29 protein-coding genes are annotated in these 18,187 nt (G+C 43.5%); 28 read left to right on the top strand and 1 reads right to left on the bottom strand.

Annotation, left to right across the window (positions count from 1 at the left end):
* Positions 1-2: 2 nt before the first annotated feature.
* Positions 3-479: an NAD(P)H-quinone oxidoreductase subunit N gene (gene ndhN / locus G4P69_RS18080; RefSeq protein ID WP_208350779.1), complete on the bottom strand. Its 477-nt coding sequence runs from the start codon at positions 477-479 to the stop codon at positions 3-5.
* Positions 480-1,587: 1,108 nt separating this feature from the next.
* Between ndhN and rplC the strand changes: the two genes are divergently transcribed.
* The 28 genes from rplC (at position 1,588) to rplM (ending at position 18,186) form a co-directional block, all read left to right on the top strand.
* Complete coding sequence (gene rplC, locus G4P69_RS18075) at positions 1,588-2,223, top strand: 50S ribosomal protein L3 (protein ID WP_208350777.1); 636 nt, start codon at positions 1,588-1,590, stop codon at positions 2,221-2,223.
* Between the two features lie 44 nt (positions 2,224-2,267).
* Complete coding sequence (gene rplD, locus G4P69_RS18070) at positions 2,268-2,900, top strand: 50S ribosomal protein L4 (RefSeq protein ID WP_208350775.1); 633 nt, start codon at positions 2,268-2,270, stop codon at positions 2,898-2,900.
* Positions 2,893-3,207 (top strand): 50S ribosomal protein L23, encoded by a 315-nt coding sequence (locus G4P69_RS18065; RefSeq protein WP_208350773.1) that lies wholly within the window; start codon positions 2,893-2,895, stop codon positions 3,205-3,207. The genes rplD and G4P69_RS18065 overlap by 8 nt, the downstream gene beginning before the upstream one ends.
* A gap of 93 nt (positions 3,208-3,300) precedes the next feature.
* Positions 3,301-4,164, top strand: coding sequence for a 50S ribosomal protein L2 (rplB, locus tag G4P69_RS18060; protein WP_208350772.1), 864 nt, complete (start codon positions 3,301-3,303; stop codon positions 4,162-4,164).
* Between the two features lie 130 nt (positions 4,165-4,294).
* Positions 4,295-4,573: a 30S ribosomal protein S19 gene (gene rpsS, locus G4P69_RS18055; protein WP_208350771.1), complete on the top strand. Its 279-nt coding sequence runs from the start codon at positions 4,295-4,297 to the stop codon at positions 4,571-4,573.
* Positions 4,574-4,747: 174 nt separating this feature from the next.
* The gene (gene rplV / locus G4P69_RS18050; RefSeq protein ID WP_208350768.1) at positions 4,748-5,104 is read left to right on the top strand and encodes a 50S ribosomal protein L22; all 357 of its coding nucleotides are present in this window, start codon (positions 4,748-4,750) and stop codon (positions 5,102-5,104) included.
* A gap of 33 nt (positions 5,105-5,137) precedes the next feature.
* Complete coding sequence (gene rpsC, locus G4P69_RS18045) at positions 5,138-5,893, top strand: 30S ribosomal protein S3 (protein ID WP_208350762.1); 756 nt, start codon at positions 5,138-5,140, stop codon at positions 5,891-5,893.
* A 169-nt stretch (positions 5,894-6,062) separates the two neighbouring features.
* A complete protein-coding gene (gene rplP, locus G4P69_RS18040; protein ID WP_208346715.1) occupies positions 6,063-6,488 on the top strand; it encodes a 50S ribosomal protein L16 in 426 nt (141 codons plus the stop codon).
* A gap of 3 nt (positions 6,489-6,491) precedes the next feature.
* Positions 6,492-6,722, top strand: coding sequence for a 50S ribosomal protein L29 (gene rpmC, locus G4P69_RS18035; RefSeq protein WP_208346716.1), 231 nt, complete (start codon positions 6,492-6,494; stop codon positions 6,720-6,722).
* A 6-nt stretch (positions 6,723-6,728) separates the two neighbouring features.
* On the top strand, positions 6,729-6,977 hold the full coding sequence (rpsQ, locus tag G4P69_RS18030; RefSeq protein WP_208350761.1) for a 30S ribosomal protein S17: 249 nt from the start codon (positions 6,729-6,731) through the stop codon (positions 6,975-6,977).
* 48 nt (positions 6,978-7,025) lie between these two features.
* Positions 7,026-7,394 (top strand): 50S ribosomal protein L14, encoded by a 369-nt coding sequence (gene rplN, locus G4P69_RS18025; RefSeq protein WP_208350758.1) that lies wholly within the window; start codon positions 7,026-7,028, stop codon positions 7,392-7,394.
* Positions 7,394-7,747 (top strand): 50S ribosomal protein L24, encoded by a 354-nt coding sequence (gene rplX / locus G4P69_RS18020; RefSeq protein WP_208350756.1) that lies wholly within the window; start codon positions 7,394-7,396, stop codon positions 7,745-7,747. The genes rplN and rplX overlap by 1 nt, the downstream gene beginning before the upstream one ends.
* A gap of 63 nt (positions 7,748-7,810) precedes the next feature.
* Positions 7,811-8,359, top strand: a complete 549-nt coding sequence (rplE, locus tag G4P69_RS18015; RefSeq protein ID WP_208350754.1) for a 50S ribosomal protein L5 — start codon at positions 7,811-7,813, stop codon at positions 8,357-8,359.
* Between the two features lie 20 nt (positions 8,360-8,379).
* Entirely contained in the window at positions 8,380-8,781 is a 402-nt protein-coding gene (gene rpsH / locus G4P69_RS18010; protein WP_208350753.1) for a 30S ribosomal protein S8, read from the top strand.
* A 28-nt stretch (positions 8,782-8,809) separates the two neighbouring features.
* A complete protein-coding gene (gene rplF, locus G4P69_RS18005; protein WP_208346057.1) occupies positions 8,810-9,358 on the top strand; it encodes a 50S ribosomal protein L6 in 549 nt (182 codons plus the stop codon).
* A 3-nt stretch (positions 9,359-9,361) separates the two neighbouring features.
* Positions 9,362-9,724: a 50S ribosomal protein L18 gene (rplR, locus tag G4P69_RS18000; protein ID WP_208350751.1), complete on the top strand. Its 363-nt coding sequence runs from the start codon at positions 9,362-9,364 to the stop codon at positions 9,722-9,724.
* Positions 9,725-9,773: 49 nt separating this feature from the next.
* On the top strand, positions 9,774-10,298 hold the full coding sequence (gene rpsE, locus G4P69_RS17995; protein WP_208350749.1) for a 30S ribosomal protein S5: 525 nt from the start codon (positions 9,774-9,776) through the stop codon (positions 10,296-10,298).
* 139 nt (positions 10,299-10,437) lie between these two features.
* Positions 10,438-10,884 (top strand): 50S ribosomal protein L15, encoded by a 447-nt coding sequence (rplO, locus tag G4P69_RS17990; protein ID WP_208350747.1) that lies wholly within the window; start codon positions 10,438-10,440, stop codon positions 10,882-10,884.
* A gap of 118 nt (positions 10,885-11,002) precedes the next feature.
* A complete protein-coding gene (gene secY / locus G4P69_RS17985; protein ID WP_208350798.1) occupies positions 11,003-12,316 on the top strand; it encodes a preprotein translocase subunit SecY in 1,314 nt (437 codons plus the stop codon).
* Entirely contained in the window at positions 12,316-12,870 is a 555-nt protein-coding gene (locus tag G4P69_RS17980) for an adenylate kinase (RefSeq protein ID WP_208346579.1), read from the top strand. Before secY ends, G4P69_RS17980 begins: the two co-directional genes overlap by 1 nt.
* 183 nt (positions 12,871-13,053) lie before the next feature.
* On the top strand, positions 13,054-13,278 hold the full coding sequence (gene infA, locus G4P69_RS17975) for a translation initiation factor IF-1 (RefSeq protein WP_006276978.1): 225 nt from the start codon (positions 13,054-13,056) through the stop codon (positions 13,276-13,278).
* A gap of 331 nt (positions 13,279-13,609) precedes the next feature.
* A complete protein-coding gene (gene rpmJ / locus G4P69_RS17970) occupies positions 13,610-13,723 on the top strand; it encodes a 50S ribosomal protein L36 (RefSeq protein ID WP_190567462.1) in 114 nt (37 codons plus the stop codon).
* A gap of 80 nt (positions 13,724-13,803) precedes the next feature.
* Positions 13,804-14,184 carry a 30S ribosomal protein S13 gene (gene rpsM / locus G4P69_RS17965; protein WP_208350746.1) on the top strand — a complete coding sequence of 127 codons (381 nt, stop codon included), beginning with the start codon at positions 13,804-13,806 and terminating at the stop codon, positions 14,182-14,184.
* Between the two features lie 344 nt (positions 14,185-14,528).
* Positions 14,529-14,924, top strand: a complete 396-nt coding sequence (gene rpsK, locus G4P69_RS17960) for a 30S ribosomal protein S11 (protein ID WP_208346169.1) — start codon at positions 14,529-14,531, stop codon at positions 14,922-14,924.
* Between the two features lie 364 nt (positions 14,925-15,288).
* Positions 15,289-16,233 carry a DNA-directed RNA polymerase subunit alpha gene (locus tag G4P69_RS17955; RefSeq protein ID WP_208350740.1) on the top strand — a complete coding sequence of 315 codons (945 nt, stop codon included), beginning with the start codon at positions 15,289-15,291 and terminating at the stop codon, positions 16,231-16,233.
* 172 nt (positions 16,234-16,405) lie between these two features.
* Positions 16,406-16,756 (top strand): 50S ribosomal protein L17, encoded by a 351-nt coding sequence (rplQ, locus tag G4P69_RS17950; protein WP_208350738.1) that lies wholly within the window; start codon positions 16,406-16,408, stop codon positions 16,754-16,756.
* 120 nt (positions 16,757-16,876) lie between these two features.
* Positions 16,877-17,701 carry a tRNA pseudouridine(38-40) synthase TruA gene (truA, locus tag G4P69_RS17945; RefSeq protein WP_208350736.1) on the top strand — a complete coding sequence of 275 codons (825 nt, stop codon included), beginning with the start codon at positions 16,877-16,879 and terminating at the stop codon, positions 17,699-17,701.
* Between the two features lie 35 nt (positions 17,702-17,736).
* Positions 17,737-18,186, top strand: coding sequence for a 50S ribosomal protein L13 (rplM, locus tag G4P69_RS17940; RefSeq protein WP_208346477.1), 450 nt, complete (start codon positions 17,737-17,739; stop codon positions 18,184-18,186).
* Position 18,187: the final 1 nt, after the last annotated feature.

The following is an 18,187-nucleotide window of genomic DNA, read 5'->3' as shown; positions in this document are numbered from 1 at the left end:
TACTAGCTGGCTAGCAGAGTTTTTTCTAAAGGTGTCCACCGGAAGGCGCGATCGCCACCTTTTTCAATGACAACTTTCACTCGTGGCTCAAGTTTAGGCAAATTAGCCAAAAACTCAAGCTCTTGATCTGAAAGGATATATCCTTCAATAATCCACAACACCAAGCCTTTTGACTTTGGTGGGAGCTGTTCTAGTTGGTAAGTAACTATTGGTGGTACATAGTATCTGTAGCCGACTGCTGCACCACTACCAGTACTTTTTTTACCCAGATGAGGAGGTCTAACTCCATGAACTCCAGTGAGATAGGCTGCTACGTCGCCCAGACCCCTAGCACTAATGTGAAGAGTCACATAGCCTGCTGCACGTAGTCGCCTTCTGTACCGACCTTCAAAACCTCCTTCTAGAGGTACGTAAACACCAAGCGCGCCAAATTTTTCCAAATCGCGGATTAAACCGTTGCCAGTGGTAATCAGTGCCATAGATTGATTATTGTGTTATCCCACTTCTATATTATGGGGCATGGGGCATCGGGCATGGGGCATCGGGCACAGGAGCATCCCAATTTTGCAAAAAGACGGTAGTGGGACTCGGAAAGCTCCCTACTTTATTACTGAAGCGGGCAGGATGCCCGGACTACAAAATAAAGTAAATTTAGATATTTGGGGTACGGGGTATAGAAACGGGAAAATAGAATTATAGAGATAAAGTTCTTACCCAATGCCCCATGCCCAATGCCCCATGCCCCATGCCCAATGCCCCATGCCCCATGCCCAATTTTAAAAAAATTCTAGACAAATATAAATAGATGGGCTAAACTATTAGATTGTGACTAAAGATTAGAATTAGAATGCCATCTTGCATTTTTATGCTGGTTTTACCTTGACAAGTTGGTTAATAAATTCCAAATTAGGGTAAACTGGCACAGAATGATCTTAAAAGGCTGGTAAACTAAAAACACATTGAAGTAGTCATTAACTTAGAAGTCTTTGGTTGAAAGACCAATGCTAAAGTGAAGAGCCCACCTTGAAAAGCGGGGTGGCTATAAGGGTAATCCTTAAAGGGTTACAGGAGTTAGGGAAAACACCTAAACCTCCAACTGCTCTGTAAAACCTTTTATGAACTAGGTTCGGACTTGTTCTAAAAGAAGGCGGAGTAAATCAAACAAGGGAACTCCCACTGAGTGGAGTATCCTATTCAGTGGTGTGTACTTTCACGGTAGAGTTAGTATAGTAGAATCTGAGCAGTCATGTTCGTTTTCAGCGGGACGTAAGTCTCAGTTAATGGATACTAAGCGGATAGCAGTTCGTTTAAGTCCTACTACAACTAAAAGTGCCAGAGCAATTGCTTGGATGACAGCAATGCTGCACAAAGCGCAAAGCTACAAAACCTTGCAAAAAAAATCCGGAAGTTAGGAAGGCTACTTTAGCTTTTCTGATTAAAGTGTTGGTAGAAACTACCAACAAAGTAGAAATGGGTGCAGACAGCGCGGAAGTTTCATCTGCTAAACCTAAGCAGTATAGACTTCATACCTGTTATTCCCAAAAATAAGCATCCGCAACAAAAGCTAAACAAGGAGAGCCAGTAACTGTGTCTGTAGGTATTCTCGGCACCAAACTGGGCATGACCCAAATATTCGACGAAGCGGGAGTAGCTATTCCTGTGACCGTTGTTCAAGCGGGACCATGCACCATTACACAAGTTAAAACAAAACAGACCGACGGTTACTCCGCCATTCAAGTAGGCTATGGCGAAGTGAAGCCAAAGGCTCTGAACAAACCATTGTTGGGTCATCTTGCAAAATCCTCTGCCCCAACAGTGCGTCATCTGAAGGAGTATCACATAGAGAATGAGAGTGATTACTCTTTAGGTCAGCAAATAAAAGCTGATATTTTTTCAGCCGGTCAAATTGTAGACGTAGTTGGTACAAGTATCGGTCGCGGCTTTGCAGGTAACCAGAAACGCAATAACTTTGGTCGCGGACCTATGTCACATGGTTCCAAAAACCACAGAGCGCCTGGTTCTATCGGTGCGGGTACAACTCCCGGTCGTGTCTATCCCGGAAAGCGGATGGCAGGACGCTTGGGTGGTAAACGTATCACAATTCGCAAATTGACCATAGTGCGAGTGGATCCAGAACGTAATTTATTGCTGATCAAAGGAGCTGTTCCTGGTAAAGCTGGAGCGCTCTTGAGTATTCTGCCTGCAAAGAAAGTTGGTAAGTAGTTAATAAGTGCCTACCAACAACCTACTAGTAACAACAAACAAAAATGGTTGAGTGTATAGTTAAAAATTGGCAAGGAGAGCAAGTCGGAGAAAAAACGCTCGACTTGAAAGTAGCCAAAAAAGAAACAGCGGCTCATATTGTGCACCGCGCTTTGGTACGACAAATGACCAATGCTCGCCAAGGAACCGCTAGTACAAAAACCCGCTCCGAAGTTAGAGGTGGTGGTCGTAAACCTTGGCGTCAGAAAGGTACTGGTCGTGCTCGTGCTGGTTCTATTCGTTCACCACTGTGGCGTGGTGGTGGTGTCATCTTTGGACCAAAGCCAAGAGACTATAACCTAAAGATGAACCGCAAAGAGCGTCGTCTAGCACTGCGGACAGCATTTGCCGATCGCGTAGACGATTTGATTGTGGTAGAAGAATTTAGCGAACAGCTATCACGTCCCAAAACAAAAGATTTGGTGAGCGCGATCGCTCGTTGGGGCGCTGCACTAGATAAGAAAACATTGTTAATTCTCGCAGAGTGTCCAGACAATATTTATTTGTCAGCTCGTAACATCGAGAATTTGAAGCTACTAAGCGCAGATCAGCTAAATGTTTACGATTTGCTCCACGCAGAGAAAATAATCGTAACTGCATCAGCACTTGAAAAAATTCAGGAGGTCTACAGTGACTAACTTTGACCCCCGCTACTTAGCCGACTTAGTGCGTCGCCCAATAGTGACTGAAAAGGCGACTATATTAATGGAGCAAAACAAATACACTTTTGAAGTGACTCCAAAAGCAACTAAGCCAGAAATAAGAGCCGCCATTGAAAATCTATTTGATGTCAAGGTCGAAAAAGTAAATACCCTCAACCCACCGCGCAAAAAGCGGCGTGTTGGCAAATTTATTGGATACAAACCGCAATATAAACGAGCGATCGTTACAGTTGCTGCATCCGATGTAGAAAAGGTTAGACAAATTTTATTCCCAGACGTTTAATTCAGTTGGTGGTTGAAAGTTGGTGGTTAGTAGTCACCAAATTAACAACCAACCAAACAACCAACAACTAACAACTAATAACTAACAAGAATTATGGGTACTCGTTCTTTTCGCCCTTATACTCCCAGTACTCGTCAGGTAACAATATCCGATTTTTCGGAAATCACAAAAACCGAGCCTGAAAAATCTCTAACAGTACATATACATCGCTCCAAAGGTCGGAATAATCAAGGGCGTATCACCAGCCGTCGTCGTGGTGGTGGACACAAGCGTCTTTACCGTATTATCGACTTCAAGCGGGATAAGCGCGGTATACCTGCTAAAGTAATAGCGATCGAATACGATCCTAACCGCAACGCAAGAATTGCCCTCGTAGAATACCAAGATGGCGAAAAGCGTTATATAATCCAGCCCAATGGTTTGACTGTCGGCAAAACAATTATTGCTGGACCAGAATCTCCCATTGAAGACGGGAATGCTTTACCCCTGGCTAACATTCCTTTAGGTACCACCATCCACAACGTAGAACTTAAACCAGGTAAAGGCGGTCAAATTGTTCGCTCTGCTGGTGCTAGCTCTCAGCTTGTGGCAAAAGAAGGTAACTATGTTACTCTCAAGTTACCTTCTGGAGAAGTGCGCATGGTGCGTAGAGAATGCTACGCCACTATTGGACAAGTCGGTAACATTGAAGCTAGAAACCTAAGTTTAGGTAAAGCAGGGCGCAACCGCTGGAAAGGTCGCCGTCCCTCTGTGAGAGGAAGCGTAATGAACCCAGTAGATCACCCACATGGTGGTGGTGAGGGTAGAGCACCAATCGGTAGATCCGGACCTGTAACACCTTGGGGTAAACCCGCTTTAGGTTTAAAGACACGCAAGCCTAAGAAACCAAGTAGCAAGTTGATTGTACGTCGTCGCCGTAAATCTTCTAAGCGTGGTCGCGGTGGTCGCGAGTCATAAAAACAGTGAACAGTCAACAGTTATCAGTAAGCAAGGCGTATTGTGCGGTGATAACTGATAACTGAATACTGTCTGATTTGGTTATTTTTAACAACTAACACCCACTAACAAACCAACATCTAACAAAACTATGGGTCGTTCTCTAAAAAAAGGTCCTTTCGTTGCGGACCATCTTTTAAAGAAAATTGAAAAGCTCAACGAAAGCAACAAAAAAGAAGTTATAAAAACTTGGTCGCGGGCTTCAACAATTTTGCCCGACATGGTAGGTCATACCATCGCTGTATACAACGGTCGTCAGCACGTCCCAGTTTTTGTATCAGACCAAATGGTGGGACACAAATTGGGAGAATTTGCTCCTACACGTACTTATAGAGGTCACTCTAAGAGCGACAAAAAAGCAGGTAGATAACCGCTTCGCGGAAGTCAAAAGTCAAAAGTCAAAAGTCAAAAGTTAAATAGCTTTTATACTGGGCTTTATGATTGCTTCAATTAGTAGCTTGGTTTCCGCAAAAGGGTAGTAGATAGTTAATTGTTAGTGGTTAGTAGCTAATGAAAACTAACAACTAATAAAAATGGAGAAATTATGGCTACTGATACTAAAAAAGAAGTAAAGGCGATCGTTCGTTATGTGCGCATGTCCCCCTTTAAAGTGCGTCGTGTGCTCGACCAAATTCGGGGGCGTTCATACCGCGATGCTCTGATTATCCTGGAATTTATGCCTTATCGAGCCTGCGAACCAGTGTTGAAGGTTCTCAGAAGCGCCGCAGCTAATGCTGAGCATAACGTTGGGTTAGATCGAGCTGACTTGATAATTACCCAAGCATACGCTGATCAAGGTCCCGTATTAAAACGATTCCAGCCAAGAGCACAAGGTCGCGCTTACCAGATTCGCAAACCAACGTGTCACATCACCGTGGCTGTTGCTGCTGCTGGTGAATAAACCTATCTATAAAAAATTAAGAAGGAAGTATTTGTGGGACAGAAAATTCATCCAGTAGGTTTCCGTTTAGGTATTACCCAAGAACATCAATCCCGTTGGTTTGCTGTTCCTGATCGCTATCCAGAACTTTTACAAGAAGACCACAAACTCCGTGGATATATAGAAGAAAAACTGGGTAGATACGCTCAAAACAATGCTGGAATTTCTGAAGTTCGAATTGAGCGTAAAGCAGACCAAATTGATTTGGAAGTACGCACAGCAAGACCTGGTGTAGTCGTTGGTCGTGGTGGTCAAGGAATCGAATCATTACGTACCGGACTACAGCAACTGTTAGGTAGTCATCGCCAAATTCGTATCAACGTAGTTGAAGTTCAACGAGTTGACGCTGATGCTTACTTAATTGCTGAATACATTGCTCAGCAGTTGGAACGCCGGGTTTCTTTCCGCCGAGTTGTAAGACAAGCCATTCAACGTGCTCAACGTGCTGGTGTACAAGGGATCAAAGTTCAAGTGAGTGGTCGCCTCAACGGAGCAGAAATTGCTCGAACAGAGTGGACTCGTGAAGGTCGAGTACCTCTACACACGCGACGGGCTAACACTGGCTTCTCTTACTCCACAGCCCAAACAGTCGCGGGGACTCTTGGCAGGAAGATCTGGGTGTTTAAAGGAGAAATTATTCCAGGACAGGAAGAAGTTCCCCCACCACCATCAAACCGCGAACGTGAACCCCGCCGCCGTCAACAACAAAGACGTCGCCAACAATTTGAAGACCGTTCAAATGAAGGATAACCGCTCTGCGGAAGTCAAAAGTCAAAAGTCAAAAGTCAAAAGTCAAAAAAATGCTTGTGGCATTTGAATGAAGATTTTAAACCCTTCATTCGCTCGCCAATCTAAAGAATTCACGCGCTTATTCTGACTCCTGACTCCTGACTCCTGAATTCTTTTTTATTAACGAATCATGTTAAGTCCTAGAAGAACGAAATTTCGCAAACAACAGCGCGGACGGATGGAGGGAATGGCTACACGCGGTAGCACCCTAAATTTTGGAGATTTTGCGCTCCAGGCTTTAGAGCCAGCTTGGATAACCTCCCGTCAAATAGAAGCTTCTCGTCGAGCAATGACCCGTTATATCAGACGGGGTGGTAAAATCTGGATTCGTATTTTCCCAGATAAGCCTGTAACGATGCGTCCCGCAGAAACCCGGATGGGTTCCGGTAAAGGTTCACCAGAGTTTTGGGTTGCTGTGGTTAAACCAGGACGGATTTTATTTGAAATTGCTGGTGTTCCCGAAGCAACAGCTCGTGAAGCGATGCGCTTAGCAGCTTATAAATTACCAATCAAAACTAAGTTCATTTTGCGCTCTCAAGAAGAGCCACAGGTGTAAGTTATGGCTTTTCCCAAGATTTCAGAAGCAAGAAGTTTAAGTGATCAAGAACTCGCTGATGAAATTGTTGCCGTCAAGAAGCAACTATTTCAACTACGTCTACAAAAAGCAACTCGACAACTAGAAAAACCTCACCAGTTCAGACACGCTAGACATCGTTTAGCTCAATTACTAACAGTAGAGGGTGAACGTTTAAGATCAGCAGCAAGTCAACAACCCGCTAAGGAAGAATAGGAGATTATGGCAGTTAAGGAACGAGTTGGCTTGGTAGTTAGCGATAAAATGCAAAAAACGGTGGTTGTTGCTGTAGAAAACCGCGCTCCCCATCCTAAATACGGCAAAATTGTCGTTAACACCCAGCGTTACAAAGCGCACGATGAAGAAAATAAGTGCAAAATAGGCGATCGCGTTCGTATTCAGGAAACTAGACCCCTGAGTAAAACAAAACGCTGGCAAGTGACAGAAATTTTAACTGTCAGAAATAGCTAAATTTCTCAGTTGTTAGTTGTCTAACAACAAAAAGAAGGAAAAAAACCAGTGATTCAACCTCAAACGTATCTTAATGTCGCAGATAACAGCGGTGCTCGTAAACTGATGTGCATCCGCGTTTTAGGCGCAGGTAACCGCCGTTATGGCTTTGTGGGCGATAAAATTATCGCCGTTGTTAAAGACGCTATTCCCAACATGGCTGTGAAAAAATCAGATGTTGTGGAAGCTGTGATTGTCCGTACTCGCCACAATATCAATAGAGACAGTGGGATGAGTATCCGTTTCGACGACAACGCCGCTGTTATCATCAACAAAGATGGTAACCCTAGAGGAACGCGGGTGTTTGGTCCAGTCGCACGGGAACTACGTGACAAGAACTTCACAAAAATAGTTTCTCTGGCTCCGGAGGTATTGTAATGGGTATTAAAAAGCCTCAGCCAAAAGTCTTCTATAAAATGCACGTTAAAACTGGAGATACCGTGCAGGTAATTGCTGGGAAAGACAAAGGCAAAGTTGGTGAAGTGATTAAAGCTCTTCCTGAACTTAGTAAAGTCGTTGTCAAAGGTGTAAATATTAAAACTAAGCACGTTAAACCTCAGCAAGAAGGTGAATCTGGACGCATTGTCACTCAAGAAGCACCAATCCACAGTTCTAACGTAATGCTCTACTCAACTAAGCAAAACGTTGCAAGCCGCATTTGTTACACCTTCACCGAAGAAGGTAAGAAAGTACGGATGCTTAAGAAAACTGGCGAAATTCTTGATAAATAGCTTAGTGTCTATAACAACTATCATTTTCTCTGACCAAGCCCAGAGATCATCGAAACTAAAACTATGGCAACGACAAGACTCAAAAAGGTATATCACGAGACAATAGTTCCTAAACTAATGAAGGACTTTCAGTACACCAACATTCATCAAGTGCCAAAGTTGGTGAAGGTAACTGTTAACCGAGGTTTAGGAGAAGCAGCTCAGAATGCTAAATCGCTCGAAGCTTCTATAAATGAGATTGCACTAATTACCGCTCAAAAACCCGTAGTTACAAGAGCTAAGAAGGCGATCGCTGGCTTCAAGATTCGTCAAGGTATGCCCGTTGGTATCATGGTCACTCTACGAGGTGAAAGGATGTACGCCTTTCTTGACCGTTTAATCAGCTTGGCATTACCTAGAATCCGTGACTTTCGCGGTATTAGTCCTAAAAGCTTTGATGGTCGTGGTAATTATACTCTGGGTGTCAGGGAGCAACTGATTTTTCCAGAAGTAGAATACGACAGTATCGATCAAGTCCGTGGTATGGATATTTCGATCATCACCACAGCTAAGAATGACGAAGAAGGTCGTGCTTTACTCAAAGAAATGGGAATGCCTTTTCGGGATCAATAAGTTCATTTAAAGAGGGATCGATGGCGGCAAACGACACAATTGCAGATATGCTAACGCGCATCCGCAATGCAAACCTAGCGCGGCATCAAACTACACAAGTGCCAGCGACAAAAATGACACGTAGTATTGCTAGAGTACTACAAGAAGAAGGTTTTATTTCAGAATTTGAAGAAGCAGGAGAAGGTGTAAAACGTAACCTAGTGATTTCCCTGAAATATAAGGGTAAAAATCGCCAGCCACTTATTAACACCTTGAAGCGAGTCAGTAAACCTGGTTTACGCGTGTACTCCAACAAAAAAGAATTGCCAAGGGTATTAGGTGGTATTGGTATTGCCATTATTTCTACACCGAGTGGTATTATGACCGACCGAGAAGCACGGCGTCAAAACTTGGGTGGTGAAGTACTTTGTTACGTTTGGTAGTGGTTAATAACTAAACAAAAGGAGAGTTATGTCTCGAATTGGTAAACGTCCAATTACGATTCCCGCCAAGGTACAAGTAAGTTTTGATGGCACAAAGGTTCTTGTTAAAGGTCCTAAAGGTGAACTTTCCCGTGATCTACCATCTAATGTAATTGTCTCCCAAGAAGGAGAAGAGTTGCAGGTCGCGCGTCGGGATGATTCCCGCACTTCAAGACAATTACATGGTTTGTGCCGTACCTTAGTTGCCAATATGGTGGAAGGAGTTTCCAAAGGTTTTCAGCGTCGTTTGGAAATTCAAGGGGTTGGCTACCGCGCACAAGTCCAAGGTCGAAACTTAGTTTTGAACATGGGTTATAGCCATCAAGTGAACATTGCTCCCCCGGATGGGATTCAGTTCGCTGTAGAAAATAACACTAACGTTATTGTTAGTGGCTATGACAAAGAAGTGGTAGGTAACACAGCCGCTAAAATCCGCGATGTTCGTCCGCCAGAACCTTATAAGGGTAAAGGTATTCGCTATGCAGGTGAAGTGGTAAGACGTAAAGCTGGAAAAACTGGTAAGAGTGGTAAGAAGTAAAAAATGAAGCTGACTCGTAGAGAATCAAAGCACCGTCGCCATCGACGCGTCCGTGGTAAAGTTAATGGCTCTCCAGAGCGTCCACGGTTGTGTGTATTTCGCTCTCATGAGCATATTTATGCTCAGGTGATTGATGATACGCAACATCATACCTTAGTGGCAGCCTCAACTGTAGAACCAGACTTGAAGTCGAAGTTATCTTCAGGTGGGACTTGTGATGCTTCTGTTGCAGTAGGTAAGTTGATAGCAGAGCGATCGCTCGAAAAAGGCATCACGAAAGTCGTTTTTGATCGTGGTGGTAACCTTTATCACGGTCGTATCAAAGCATTGGCTGAAGCAGCACGTGAAGCTGGTTTAAACTTTTAAATCAGTCAAAAGTCTCGAGACTATTGACTATTGACACAAGGTACATATTATGGCAACAAATCGTCGTAAAGCTAACCGTACGAAGAAAGAAGAAACCAATTGGCAAGAACGGGTCATTCAGATCCGTCGGGTAAGCAAGGTTGTTAAAGGTGGTAAAAAACTCAGCTTCCGCGCGATCGTTGTTGTCGGTAATGAACGCGGTCAAGTAGGCGTTGGAGTAGGTAAAGCCTCAGATGTAATTGGTGCTGTGAAAAAAGGTGTCGCCGATGGCAAAAAACATCTTATTGACATCCCCATCACCAAATCTAACTCTATTCCTCATCCAGTAGATGGTACTGGCGGTGGTGCTAAAGTCATCATGCGTCCCGCTGCACCAGGTACAGGGGTAATCGCAGGTGGTGCTGTTAGAACAGTACTTGAGCTTGCAGGAGTTCGTAACATCCTAGCTAAGCAACTTGGCTCTAATAATCCTCTGAACAATGCGAGAGCAGCAGTTAACGCTCTATCCACACTCCGTACCTTTGGAGAAGTAGCAGAAGACAGAGGCATTCCCATTGAAAAACTTTACATTTAAATGGGCATAGGGCATGCATGGGGCATGGGGCAATGTAATTAATATTGTCTGAGTTGCTGGTGATGTGGAAAATACACTCACAAGGCAATAACTAAAGAATGTAAATAAACATTACGAATTGTAAATTAATGTTTCAATTATGAGACTAAATGATGTTCGACCGCAAAAAGGCTCTAAGAAACGCCCCCGTCGTTTAGGTCGGGGTGTTGCCGCAGGTCAAGGCGCAAGTGCAGGTAAAGGGATGCGTGGTCAGAAAGCTCGCTCTGGTAGCAGCACTAGACCCGGTTTTGAAGGTGGTCAACAGCCATTGTACCGCCGTATACCTAAGCTCAAAGGCTTCCCCCTGATTAATCGTAAGCAGTACACTACGATTAATGTAGAAAAGCTAGCCTCCCTTCCTGCTAATACAGCAGTTACACTGACTTCCTTAAAGGAAGCAGGTATTCTAACTGCGTCAAAGGGACCCTTGAAAATTTTGGGGAATGGAGAATTAAACGTTCCTCTCACCGTGCAAGCGGCGGCTTTTACAGGTACAGCTCGTAGCAAAATTGAGGCAGCTGGCGGGAGTTGTGAAGTTGTACAGTGAAAAGGAGTCAGGATTCAGAATTCAGAATTCAGGAGTCCTTTTGACTTTTGACTTTTGACTTTTGACTTCCCCGGAGGTGTTGCGCCTCACGTCACTATCAAGGTAACTCTCTATGACTATGATCAGTCGAGATAAAGGTCCAACAGCTCAAGAAACTTTTATGCAGATGGCGCAAGCCGCAGGCTTGCGAGGTCGGCTACTTGTCACTTTGGGTATTTTATTTTTGATTCGTATGGGTATACATATACCCATACCTGGAATTAATCGAGCGCAGTTTGCTGAAGCAATCCGAGGCAATAACCAGATATTAAGCTTTTTGGATATCTTTTCTGGAGGTGGACTTTCGGCTTTGGGAGTCTTTGCTTTAGGAATATTGCCTTATATTAACGCCTCGATTATCATCCAATTGCTGACTGCTGCTATCCCATCTTTAGAAAATTTACAGAAAAATGAAGGTGAAGCAGGAAGGCGTAAAATTTCCCAGATTACCCGTTATGTGTCTCTGGGTTGGGCAATTATTCAAAGTACATTCCTAGCAGCTTTCTGGCTTAAGCCTTTTGCCTTTCATTATGATGCTTTGTTCGTTGCGGAAACAGCGATCGCTCTCGTGGCTGGTTCGATGTTCGTAATGTGGGCATCAGAGGTAATTACAGAGCGGGGTGTGGGTAACGGAGCATCTTTGTTGATTTTTGTCAACATTGTCGCCACATTGCCAAAAGCTTTGGGTGACACGATTTCATTTGTGGAATCTGGAAGTAGAGAAACAGTAGGTCGCGTTGTTGTTCTACTGTTGCTGTTCCTTGCCACAATTGTTGGAATTGTGTTTGTACAGGAAGGAATGCGTCGCATCCCAATTATTTCAGCTCGTCGTCAAGTAGGTCGTCGGGTTTTGGCTGAACAACGTAGTTTCTTACCTCTACGACTCAATCAGGGCGGAGTTATGCCAATTATTTTTGCAGCCGCCATCCTGAGTTTGCCTCTTTTGGTAGAAAATTTTATCAAGAATCCAGAATATTCAAACATCGTTAGAACATATCTCATTCCTGGCGGTTCAGGAGCATGGGTGTATGCGATTGTTTACCTAGTTTCAATTGTTTTCTTTAGCTACTTCTATTCTTCGTTGATTGTAAACCCAGTGGATGTAGCACAAAACTTGAAGAAAATGGGTTCTAGTATTCCTGGGATTCGTCCAGGTAAGGCAACAAGTGAGTATATTGAGCGGGTGTTAAATCGGCTCACTTTCTTAGGTGCTATATTTTTGGGTTTGATTGCTATTATTCCAACCGCCGTTGAAACAGCTTTGAAAGTGCCAACCTTTAAGGGATTAGGTGCTACTTCTTTGTTAATTCTAGTCGGTGTGGCAATTGATACATCAAAACAAATTCAGACCTACGTTATCTCTCAGCGCTATGAAGGAATGGTAAAACAATAGTGACGCGATTAATTTTCTTGGGACCGCCTGGATCTGGTAAAGGAACTCAAGCTAAAACATTAGCTGATGGTTGGCGTATTCCCCATATTTCTACGGGAGATATATTGCGGCAAGCCTTAAAAGAGCAAACTCCTTTAGGTGTCGAGGCTCAAAGTTATATGGATAGGGGAGAGTTAGTTCCTGACAAACTCGTAGAGGATATGGTTGCTGAACGGCTTAGTCACCCGGACACTAACTCGGGTTGGCTTCTTGATGGCTTTCCACGTACTGTTAATCAAGCATCGTTTTTAGAGCAATTACTAGATAAACTAGCTCATCGTGGGGTCAAGGTCATTAACCTCGAAGTGCCTGATGATGTTGTTGTAGAAAGGTTACTAGAACGGGGACGAAAAGACGATACTGAAGAAGTCATTCGGCGACGCTTAGAAGTTTACCGGAATGAAACTGCGCCACTGATTAATTATTACAGCGATCGCCTCATACTCTTGAAAGTGAATGGCAATCAATCCCAAGAAGAAGTCACTGATGAAATAAAAAAGGTAATTGCTTCGTAGCTGGAGTTAGTAGTTAGTTGCTACCACAGTATCGCTAACTACTACTACCTAGCCCAAGCAAGATATAGGTGAATTTTGATAAGATATATTAATAAACCGTTGATATATTTTCGGAAATATGTTCTTTTGCAGATGAAACGGCTGCAACTTAACCTGAGACTGTTGATTTGAGGATAAAACAAATTGTCTAAGCAAGACTTAATTGAAATGGAAGGTACGGTCACTGAATCACTGCCAAATGCAATGTTTCGTGTTGACCTAGACAATGGCTTTAATGTGTTAGCTCACATTTCCGGTAAGATCCGCCGTAACTATATCAAGATTTTACCTGGCGATCGCGTCAAGGTAGAGTTAACGCCCTACGACCTGACCAAGGGCAGAATCACTTACCGACTGCGTAAAAAGTAGATTAATAGTCGAATTTTATTCCAGAGGTAAACAAATCACGTTAGTATAATCTAACACTGTTTTTCCCGCTCTTGCATGTAGTAGATCCCAGCCTTCATTACTTAGCTTACATCTATTTTACTCCAGGCGTCGAGATAGGATTCTGAGTCTATATAAATTTAACCTGTTACAACCGGAGAAAGTATAGAATCAAACGTCAATTTCGCACAGGAGCAACTGATTTTATGTAAAGAATTGTATCATAAATCCATTTCCTTGGGTTTTTCAGAAATATTTAATTGCATAATTTCTCAAAAAATGTTATGTTTCTATATTTGGAGTAACTCAGAAAATGAAAGTCAGAGCGTCAGTCAAAAAAATTTGTGAAAAGTGTAACGTGATCCGGCGACGTGGTCGAGTAATGGTGATTTGTATAAATCCCAAGCATAAACAACGTCAAGGATAGCGCCAAGAAATTCAGTAGAAAACAACTGAATAAAGCACAAAAATTAAACCAATAAAGAGCAGTATAGGGAGATATTCATTGTGGCACGTATTGCCGGAGTAGACCTTCCACGTGATAAACGCGTCGAAATCGGTCTAACTTATATTTACGGAATTGGGTTATCGCGCTCAAAAGACATTTTATCTGCTACCGGCGTAAACCCAGATACTCGCGTTAAAGACTTAAGCGATTCCGACGTAGCAGCCCTACGAGCAGAAGTAGAAGAGAACTATCAAGTCGAAGGTGACTTGAGACGCTGGGAAGGCTTGAACATCAAGCGCTTAATAGAAATTGGCACTTACAGAGGGCGTCGTCACCGGATGGGCTTGCCAGTAAGAGGTCAAAGAACTCGCACCAATGCCAGAACTCGACGTGGGAGAAGGCAGACAGTGGCTGGGAAGAAAAAGGCACCAGGCAAATAATACTTTTTGCGCTGGAAAGCGTGCTAACAGGTTATTAGTGTATAGCAGGAAGTGGTGTAGCCCTCAAGAACGAAGGCTTTCCCTAGCAAGCTACTGGTTAAGTTCTTTGCTACGCACATGGGAGCTATTACCATATCGTAGGGTAGGTAGGTTGCCTGACTGGAACTGGCGTTAGCTCGCTTCGTCGTAGAGAGCGTCAAACGAAGGGTTAGTAAGACTTTTGAGCAACTCTCCAAAATTTCCTTCAGCTACCCCAAGGAAAGCAGCCCTTTAGGTGTTTACCAAACCACAACGCTTAACCAACAACTAACACCAAGTTTTACTTTAATCTAAACTACACTCATATGGCGAGACAACCAACTAAAAAAACTGGAAGTAAAAAGCAAAAACGGAACGTTCCAAACGGGATTGCTTTTATCCAGTCTACTTTCAACAATAGCATTGTCACCATTACTGATCAAAATGGGGATGTGATTTCTTGGGCAAGTGCAGGTTCTAGCGGTTTTAAAGGGGCGAAAAAAGGAACACCCTTTGCAGCGCAAACTGCCGCTGAAAGTGCAGCACGCCGAGCAATTGATCAAGGAATGCGCCAAATTGAGGTTATGGTAAGTGGTCCAGGAGCAGGTCGAGAAACTGCTATTCGGGCACTTCAAGGAGCAGGCTTAGAAATCACGCTTATTCGGGATATAACACCGATTCCTCATAATGGTTGTCGTCCACCCAAGCGTCGTCGAGTTTAGACCGAAACTGCTTAGGAAATCAGGACAAAAAGTTCACAAAGAAAGTCACATCAAAAAAGGAGTCAGAAGAGAGAAGTCAGAATGCAGGATGAACGAATGGAGTGTGTCATTTTTGACTTTTGACTTTTGACTTTTGACTTTCCCAAAGGGATGGTGGCCTTCCGTAGAAGCGTAGTGTCTTCCCCCAAGAAGACAAATAAACTTCAAAAACCCAAAACAAAATAAACGCCTACAGACTCTTAGGGACATCCAATCTCATTAATAAACATAGATTTGATAAACCGAGACCTTTAGGACATTAAATAAATTCGGGAGGCAATTGATTTGCCTGCTAGCAGGACCTTAAGACAAGGGAGGCTACTCCGTGGCGCAGTTTCAAATTGAATGTGTAGAATCTAATACTGAAGAAAATAGAACCCAGTACAGTAAATTTATTCTGGAACCCCTGGAGCGTGGTCAAGGAACAACTGTTGGTAATGCTCTAAGACGAATTTTACTGTCAAATTTAGAGGGAACTGCTGTAACTGCTGTGCGGATTGCAGGCGTTACCCATGAGTTTGCCACAGTTCCAGGCGTCAGAGAAGACGTGCTGGAAATCCTTATGAGAATGAAGGAAATTGTTCTAAAAAACTATTCCTCGCAGCCTCAAATTGGTAGGCTACTCGTAACGGGTCCAGCGGTAGTCAATGCGTCCCATTTTGATTTACCCAGTGAAGTAGAAATTATCGATCCAACCCAATATATAGCGACTCTATCAGAAGGAGCAAAGCTAGAAATGGAGTTTCGGATTGAGAGAGGTAAAGGATATCGTACTGTCGAGCGGGGTCGTGAAGAAGCTACATCTTTAGACTTTCTCCAAATAGACTCCGTATTCATGCCAGTTAGAAAAGTTAACTACAGCGTCGAGGAAGCCCGTGGAGATACCGGGATGCAAAAAGACCGACTCCTGTTGGAAATTTGGACAAATGGTAGTGTAACTCCTCAGGAAGCTCTTTCTAGCGCTGCTGCTATCTTAGTAGATCTGTTCAACCCACTGAAAGATATTTCTCTGGAACCAACAGATATAGGATCCGACATTCCAGACGATCCAACTGCTCAAATTCCTATCGAAGAACTACAATTGTCTGTTCGGGCTTATAACTGTCTCAAGAGAGCACAAGTTAACTCTGTGGCAGACTTATTGGATTATACCCAAGAAGACCTGCTAGAAATTAAAAACTTTGGTCAGAAATCAGCAGAAGAGGTAGTTGAAGCATTACAGCGACGTTTGGGCATTACCTTACCCCAGGAAAGATCCAAACCAGCTTAAATCAGTGAACAGTAAACAGTTATCAGTTATCACCGATATAATGCGGTGTTTCGCGCTCGTATAAACACATTATTCTTGACTGATAACTGATAACTGATAACTGATAACTGATAACTGATAACTGATAACTGATAACTGCCCCAACCCCTAACATCTAATACCTAAAAAAATTATGCGTCACAGTTGTCGGGTTAAAAAACTAGGCAAACCAACAGATCAGCGTCGTGCTTTATTACGAGCATTAGCCACTGAACTGATCCGTCATGGTCGGATAAGCACAACTTTAGTTCGAGCAAAAGTTCTAAGATCAGAAGTCGATAAAATGATTACCTTAGCAAAAGACGGCTCACTATCAGCACGCCGTCAAGCTCTCGGCTACATCTACGACAAACAATTGGTTCATGCTCTGTTTGAGCAAGCACCTACTCGTTATGCTAACCGTAATGGAGGCTATACCCGCATTCTTCATACAGTGCCTCGTCGTGGTGATAATGCTGAAATGGCAATCATTGAATTAGTTTAATAAGGAGTCAGAATTCAGGAGTCAGAAGTCAGAATTCATAATTCTCTTCCCCTGCTCCTCTGCTCCTCTGCTCCCCTGCTCCCCTGCTCCCCTGCTCCCCTGCTCCCCTGCTCCCCTGCTATGTTAGAAAGCCCCCAGCCTATATCAAGAGAGCGAGTTGCCCTAGTAATCCAATACTTGGGCACTCACTTTCACGGCTGGCAACGGCAACCACATCATCGTAGTGTTCAAGAAGAGATAGAAAAGGCTATTTCAACAGTGCTCGGCGAGCATGTGACACTACATGGTGCAGGACGTACTGATAGCGGAGTTCATGCTGCAGCTCAAGTAGCCCACTTCGACGCTGTAAGTAAAATTCCTGCTAACAAGTGGGCAACGGTTCTTAACGGTTACCTACCCAAAGATATATTTATTCCGGCTTCAGCAAGTGTAGATAACCGTTGGCACGCTCGTTTTAGTGCTGTGTATCGACGATATCGTTACACACTTTATACTGAAAAACTACCCAACTTATTCGCTAGCGCCTTTAGTTGGCATTACTATCATGCACCACTAGATGAATCACTTATTCAGGCTGCTCTCGAACCTCTGATAGGACGCCATCACTTAGCGGCTTTTCATCGCGCAAATTCAGCACGTAAGCATTCCTGGGTAGATGTACAAGCAGCAGAGTGTTATCGAAATGGACCATTTGTCTATATAGAGATTCAAGCAAATGGGTTTTTATACGGGATGGTAAGGCTATTGGTGGGAATGCTGATTGAGGTAGGTTCCAAACAAAGAACACTTGCTAACTTCACCGATATTTGGCAACACCAACGCCGAGAAGAAGTAAAATATGCTGCGCCTGCTCATGGCTTATGCTTGTTAAGAGTTGGCTATCTAGATTTTCCTTTTCCTACAGAAGTTTGGTACGACACCCAGCCTAAATTTATCTTTGGTTAGTAGTTATTGAATAGCACAACCCTTAATAAAAAACAATGAACAAAACATACCTTCCTCCTGTCAATACGCTAGAGCGTGAGTGGTACGTAGTAGATGCCACCGACCAGAGACTTGGTCGCCTAGCAAGCGAAATCGCTATGGTTTTGCGAGGCAAAAATAAACCCATTTATACCCCTCACTTAGACACAGGCGACTTTGTTATTGTCATCAATGCAGAAAAAGTTGCCGTTACGGGTAAAAAGCGTACCCAAAAAGTTTACCGTCGTCACTCCGGTCGTCCTGGTGGGATGAAAACGGAAACCTTTGCAAAATTACAACAGCGTTTACCAGAACGGATTGTTGAACATGCTGTGAAGGGTATGCTGCCCAAGAATACCTTGGGACGCCAGTTATTTACTAAACTAAAAGTCTACGCTGGCCCAATTCATCCCCATACAGCACAAAAACCCAAAGAGTTAAAAATTCAGACAATTCCAGGAGAATAAA

Origin of the sequence: Aetokthonos hydrillicola CCALA 1050 (assembly GCF_017591665.1) — a bacterium.
Lineage (GTDB): Bacteria > Cyanobacteriota > Cyanobacteriia > Cyanobacteriales > Nostocaceae > Aetokthonos > Aetokthonos hydrillicola.
This window is presented reverse-complemented; position numbering and strand designations above follow the sequence as displayed.

Coding starts and splice junctions, on each gene's coding strand:
- rpmJ (WP_190567462.1), top strand. CDS start 13,610: ATGAAAGTCAGAGCGTCAGTCAAAAAAATTTGTGAAAAGTGTAACGTG.
- rpsQ (WP_208350761.1), top strand. CDS start 6,729: ATGGCAGTTAAGGAACGAGTTGGCTTGGTAGTTAGCGATAAAATGCAA.
- rplQ (WP_208350738.1), top strand. CDS start 16,406: ATGCGTCACAGTTGTCGGGTTAAAAAACTAGGCAAACCAACAGATCAG.
- rplM (WP_208346477.1), top strand. CDS start 17,737: ATGAACAAAACATACCTTCCTCCTGTCAATACGCTAGAGCGTGAGTGG.
- rpsS (WP_208350771.1), top strand. CDS start 4,295: ATGGGTCGTTCTCTAAAAAAAGGTCCTTTCGTTGCGGACCATCTTTTA.
- rplV (WP_208350768.1), top strand. CDS start 4,748: ATGGCTACTGATACTAAAAAAGAAGTAAAGGCGATCGTTCGTTATGTG.
- rplP (WP_208346715.1), top strand. CDS start 6,063: ATGTTAAGTCCTAGAAGAACGAAATTTCGCAAACAACAGCGCGGACGG.
- rpsH (WP_208350753.1), top strand. CDS start 8,380: ATGGCGGCAAACGACACAATTGCAGATATGCTAACGCGCATCCGCAAT.
- rpsE (WP_208350749.1), top strand. CDS start 9,774: ATGGCAACAAATCGTCGTAAAGCTAACCGTACGAAGAAAGAAGAAACC.
- truA (WP_208350736.1), top strand. CDS start 16,877: ATGTTAGAAAGCCCCCAGCCTATATCAAGAGAGCGAGTTGCCCTAGTA.
- rpmC (WP_208346716.1), top strand. CDS start 6,492: ATGGCTTTTCCCAAGATTTCAGAAGCAAGAAGTTTAAGTGATCAAGAA.
- rpsK (WP_208346169.1), top strand. CDS start 14,529: ATGGCGAGACAACCAACTAAAAAAACTGGAAGTAAAAAGCAAAAACGG.
- rplR (WP_208350751.1), top strand. CDS start 9,362: ATGAAGCTGACTCGTAGAGAATCAAAGCACCGTCGCCATCGACGCGTC.
- rplE (WP_208350754.1), top strand. CDS start 7,811: ATGGCAACGACAAGACTCAAAAAGGTATATCACGAGACAATAGTTCCT.
- secY (WP_208350798.1), top strand. CDS start 11,003: ATGATCAGTCGAGATAAAGGTCCAACAGCTCAAGAAACTTTTATGCAG.
- rplB (WP_208350772.1), top strand. CDS start 3,301: ATGGGTACTCGTTCTTTTCGCCCTTATACTCCCAGTACTCGTCAGGTA.
- rplD (WP_208350775.1), top strand. CDS start 2,268: ATGGTTGAGTGTATAGTTAAAAATTGGCAAGGAGAGCAAGTCGGAGAA.
- rplF (WP_208346057.1), top strand. CDS start 8,810: ATGTCTCGAATTGGTAAACGTCCAATTACGATTCCCGCCAAGGTACAA.
- ndhN (WP_208350779.1), bottom strand. CDS start 479: ATGGCACTGATTACCACTGGCAACGGTTTAATCCGCGATTTGGAAAAA.
- rplO (WP_208350747.1), top strand. CDS start 10,438: ATGAGACTAAATGATGTTCGACCGCAAAAAGGCTCTAAGAAACGCCCC.
- rplX (WP_208350756.1), top strand. CDS start 7,394: ATGGGTATTAAAAAGCCTCAGCCAAAAGTCTTCTATAAAATGCACGTT.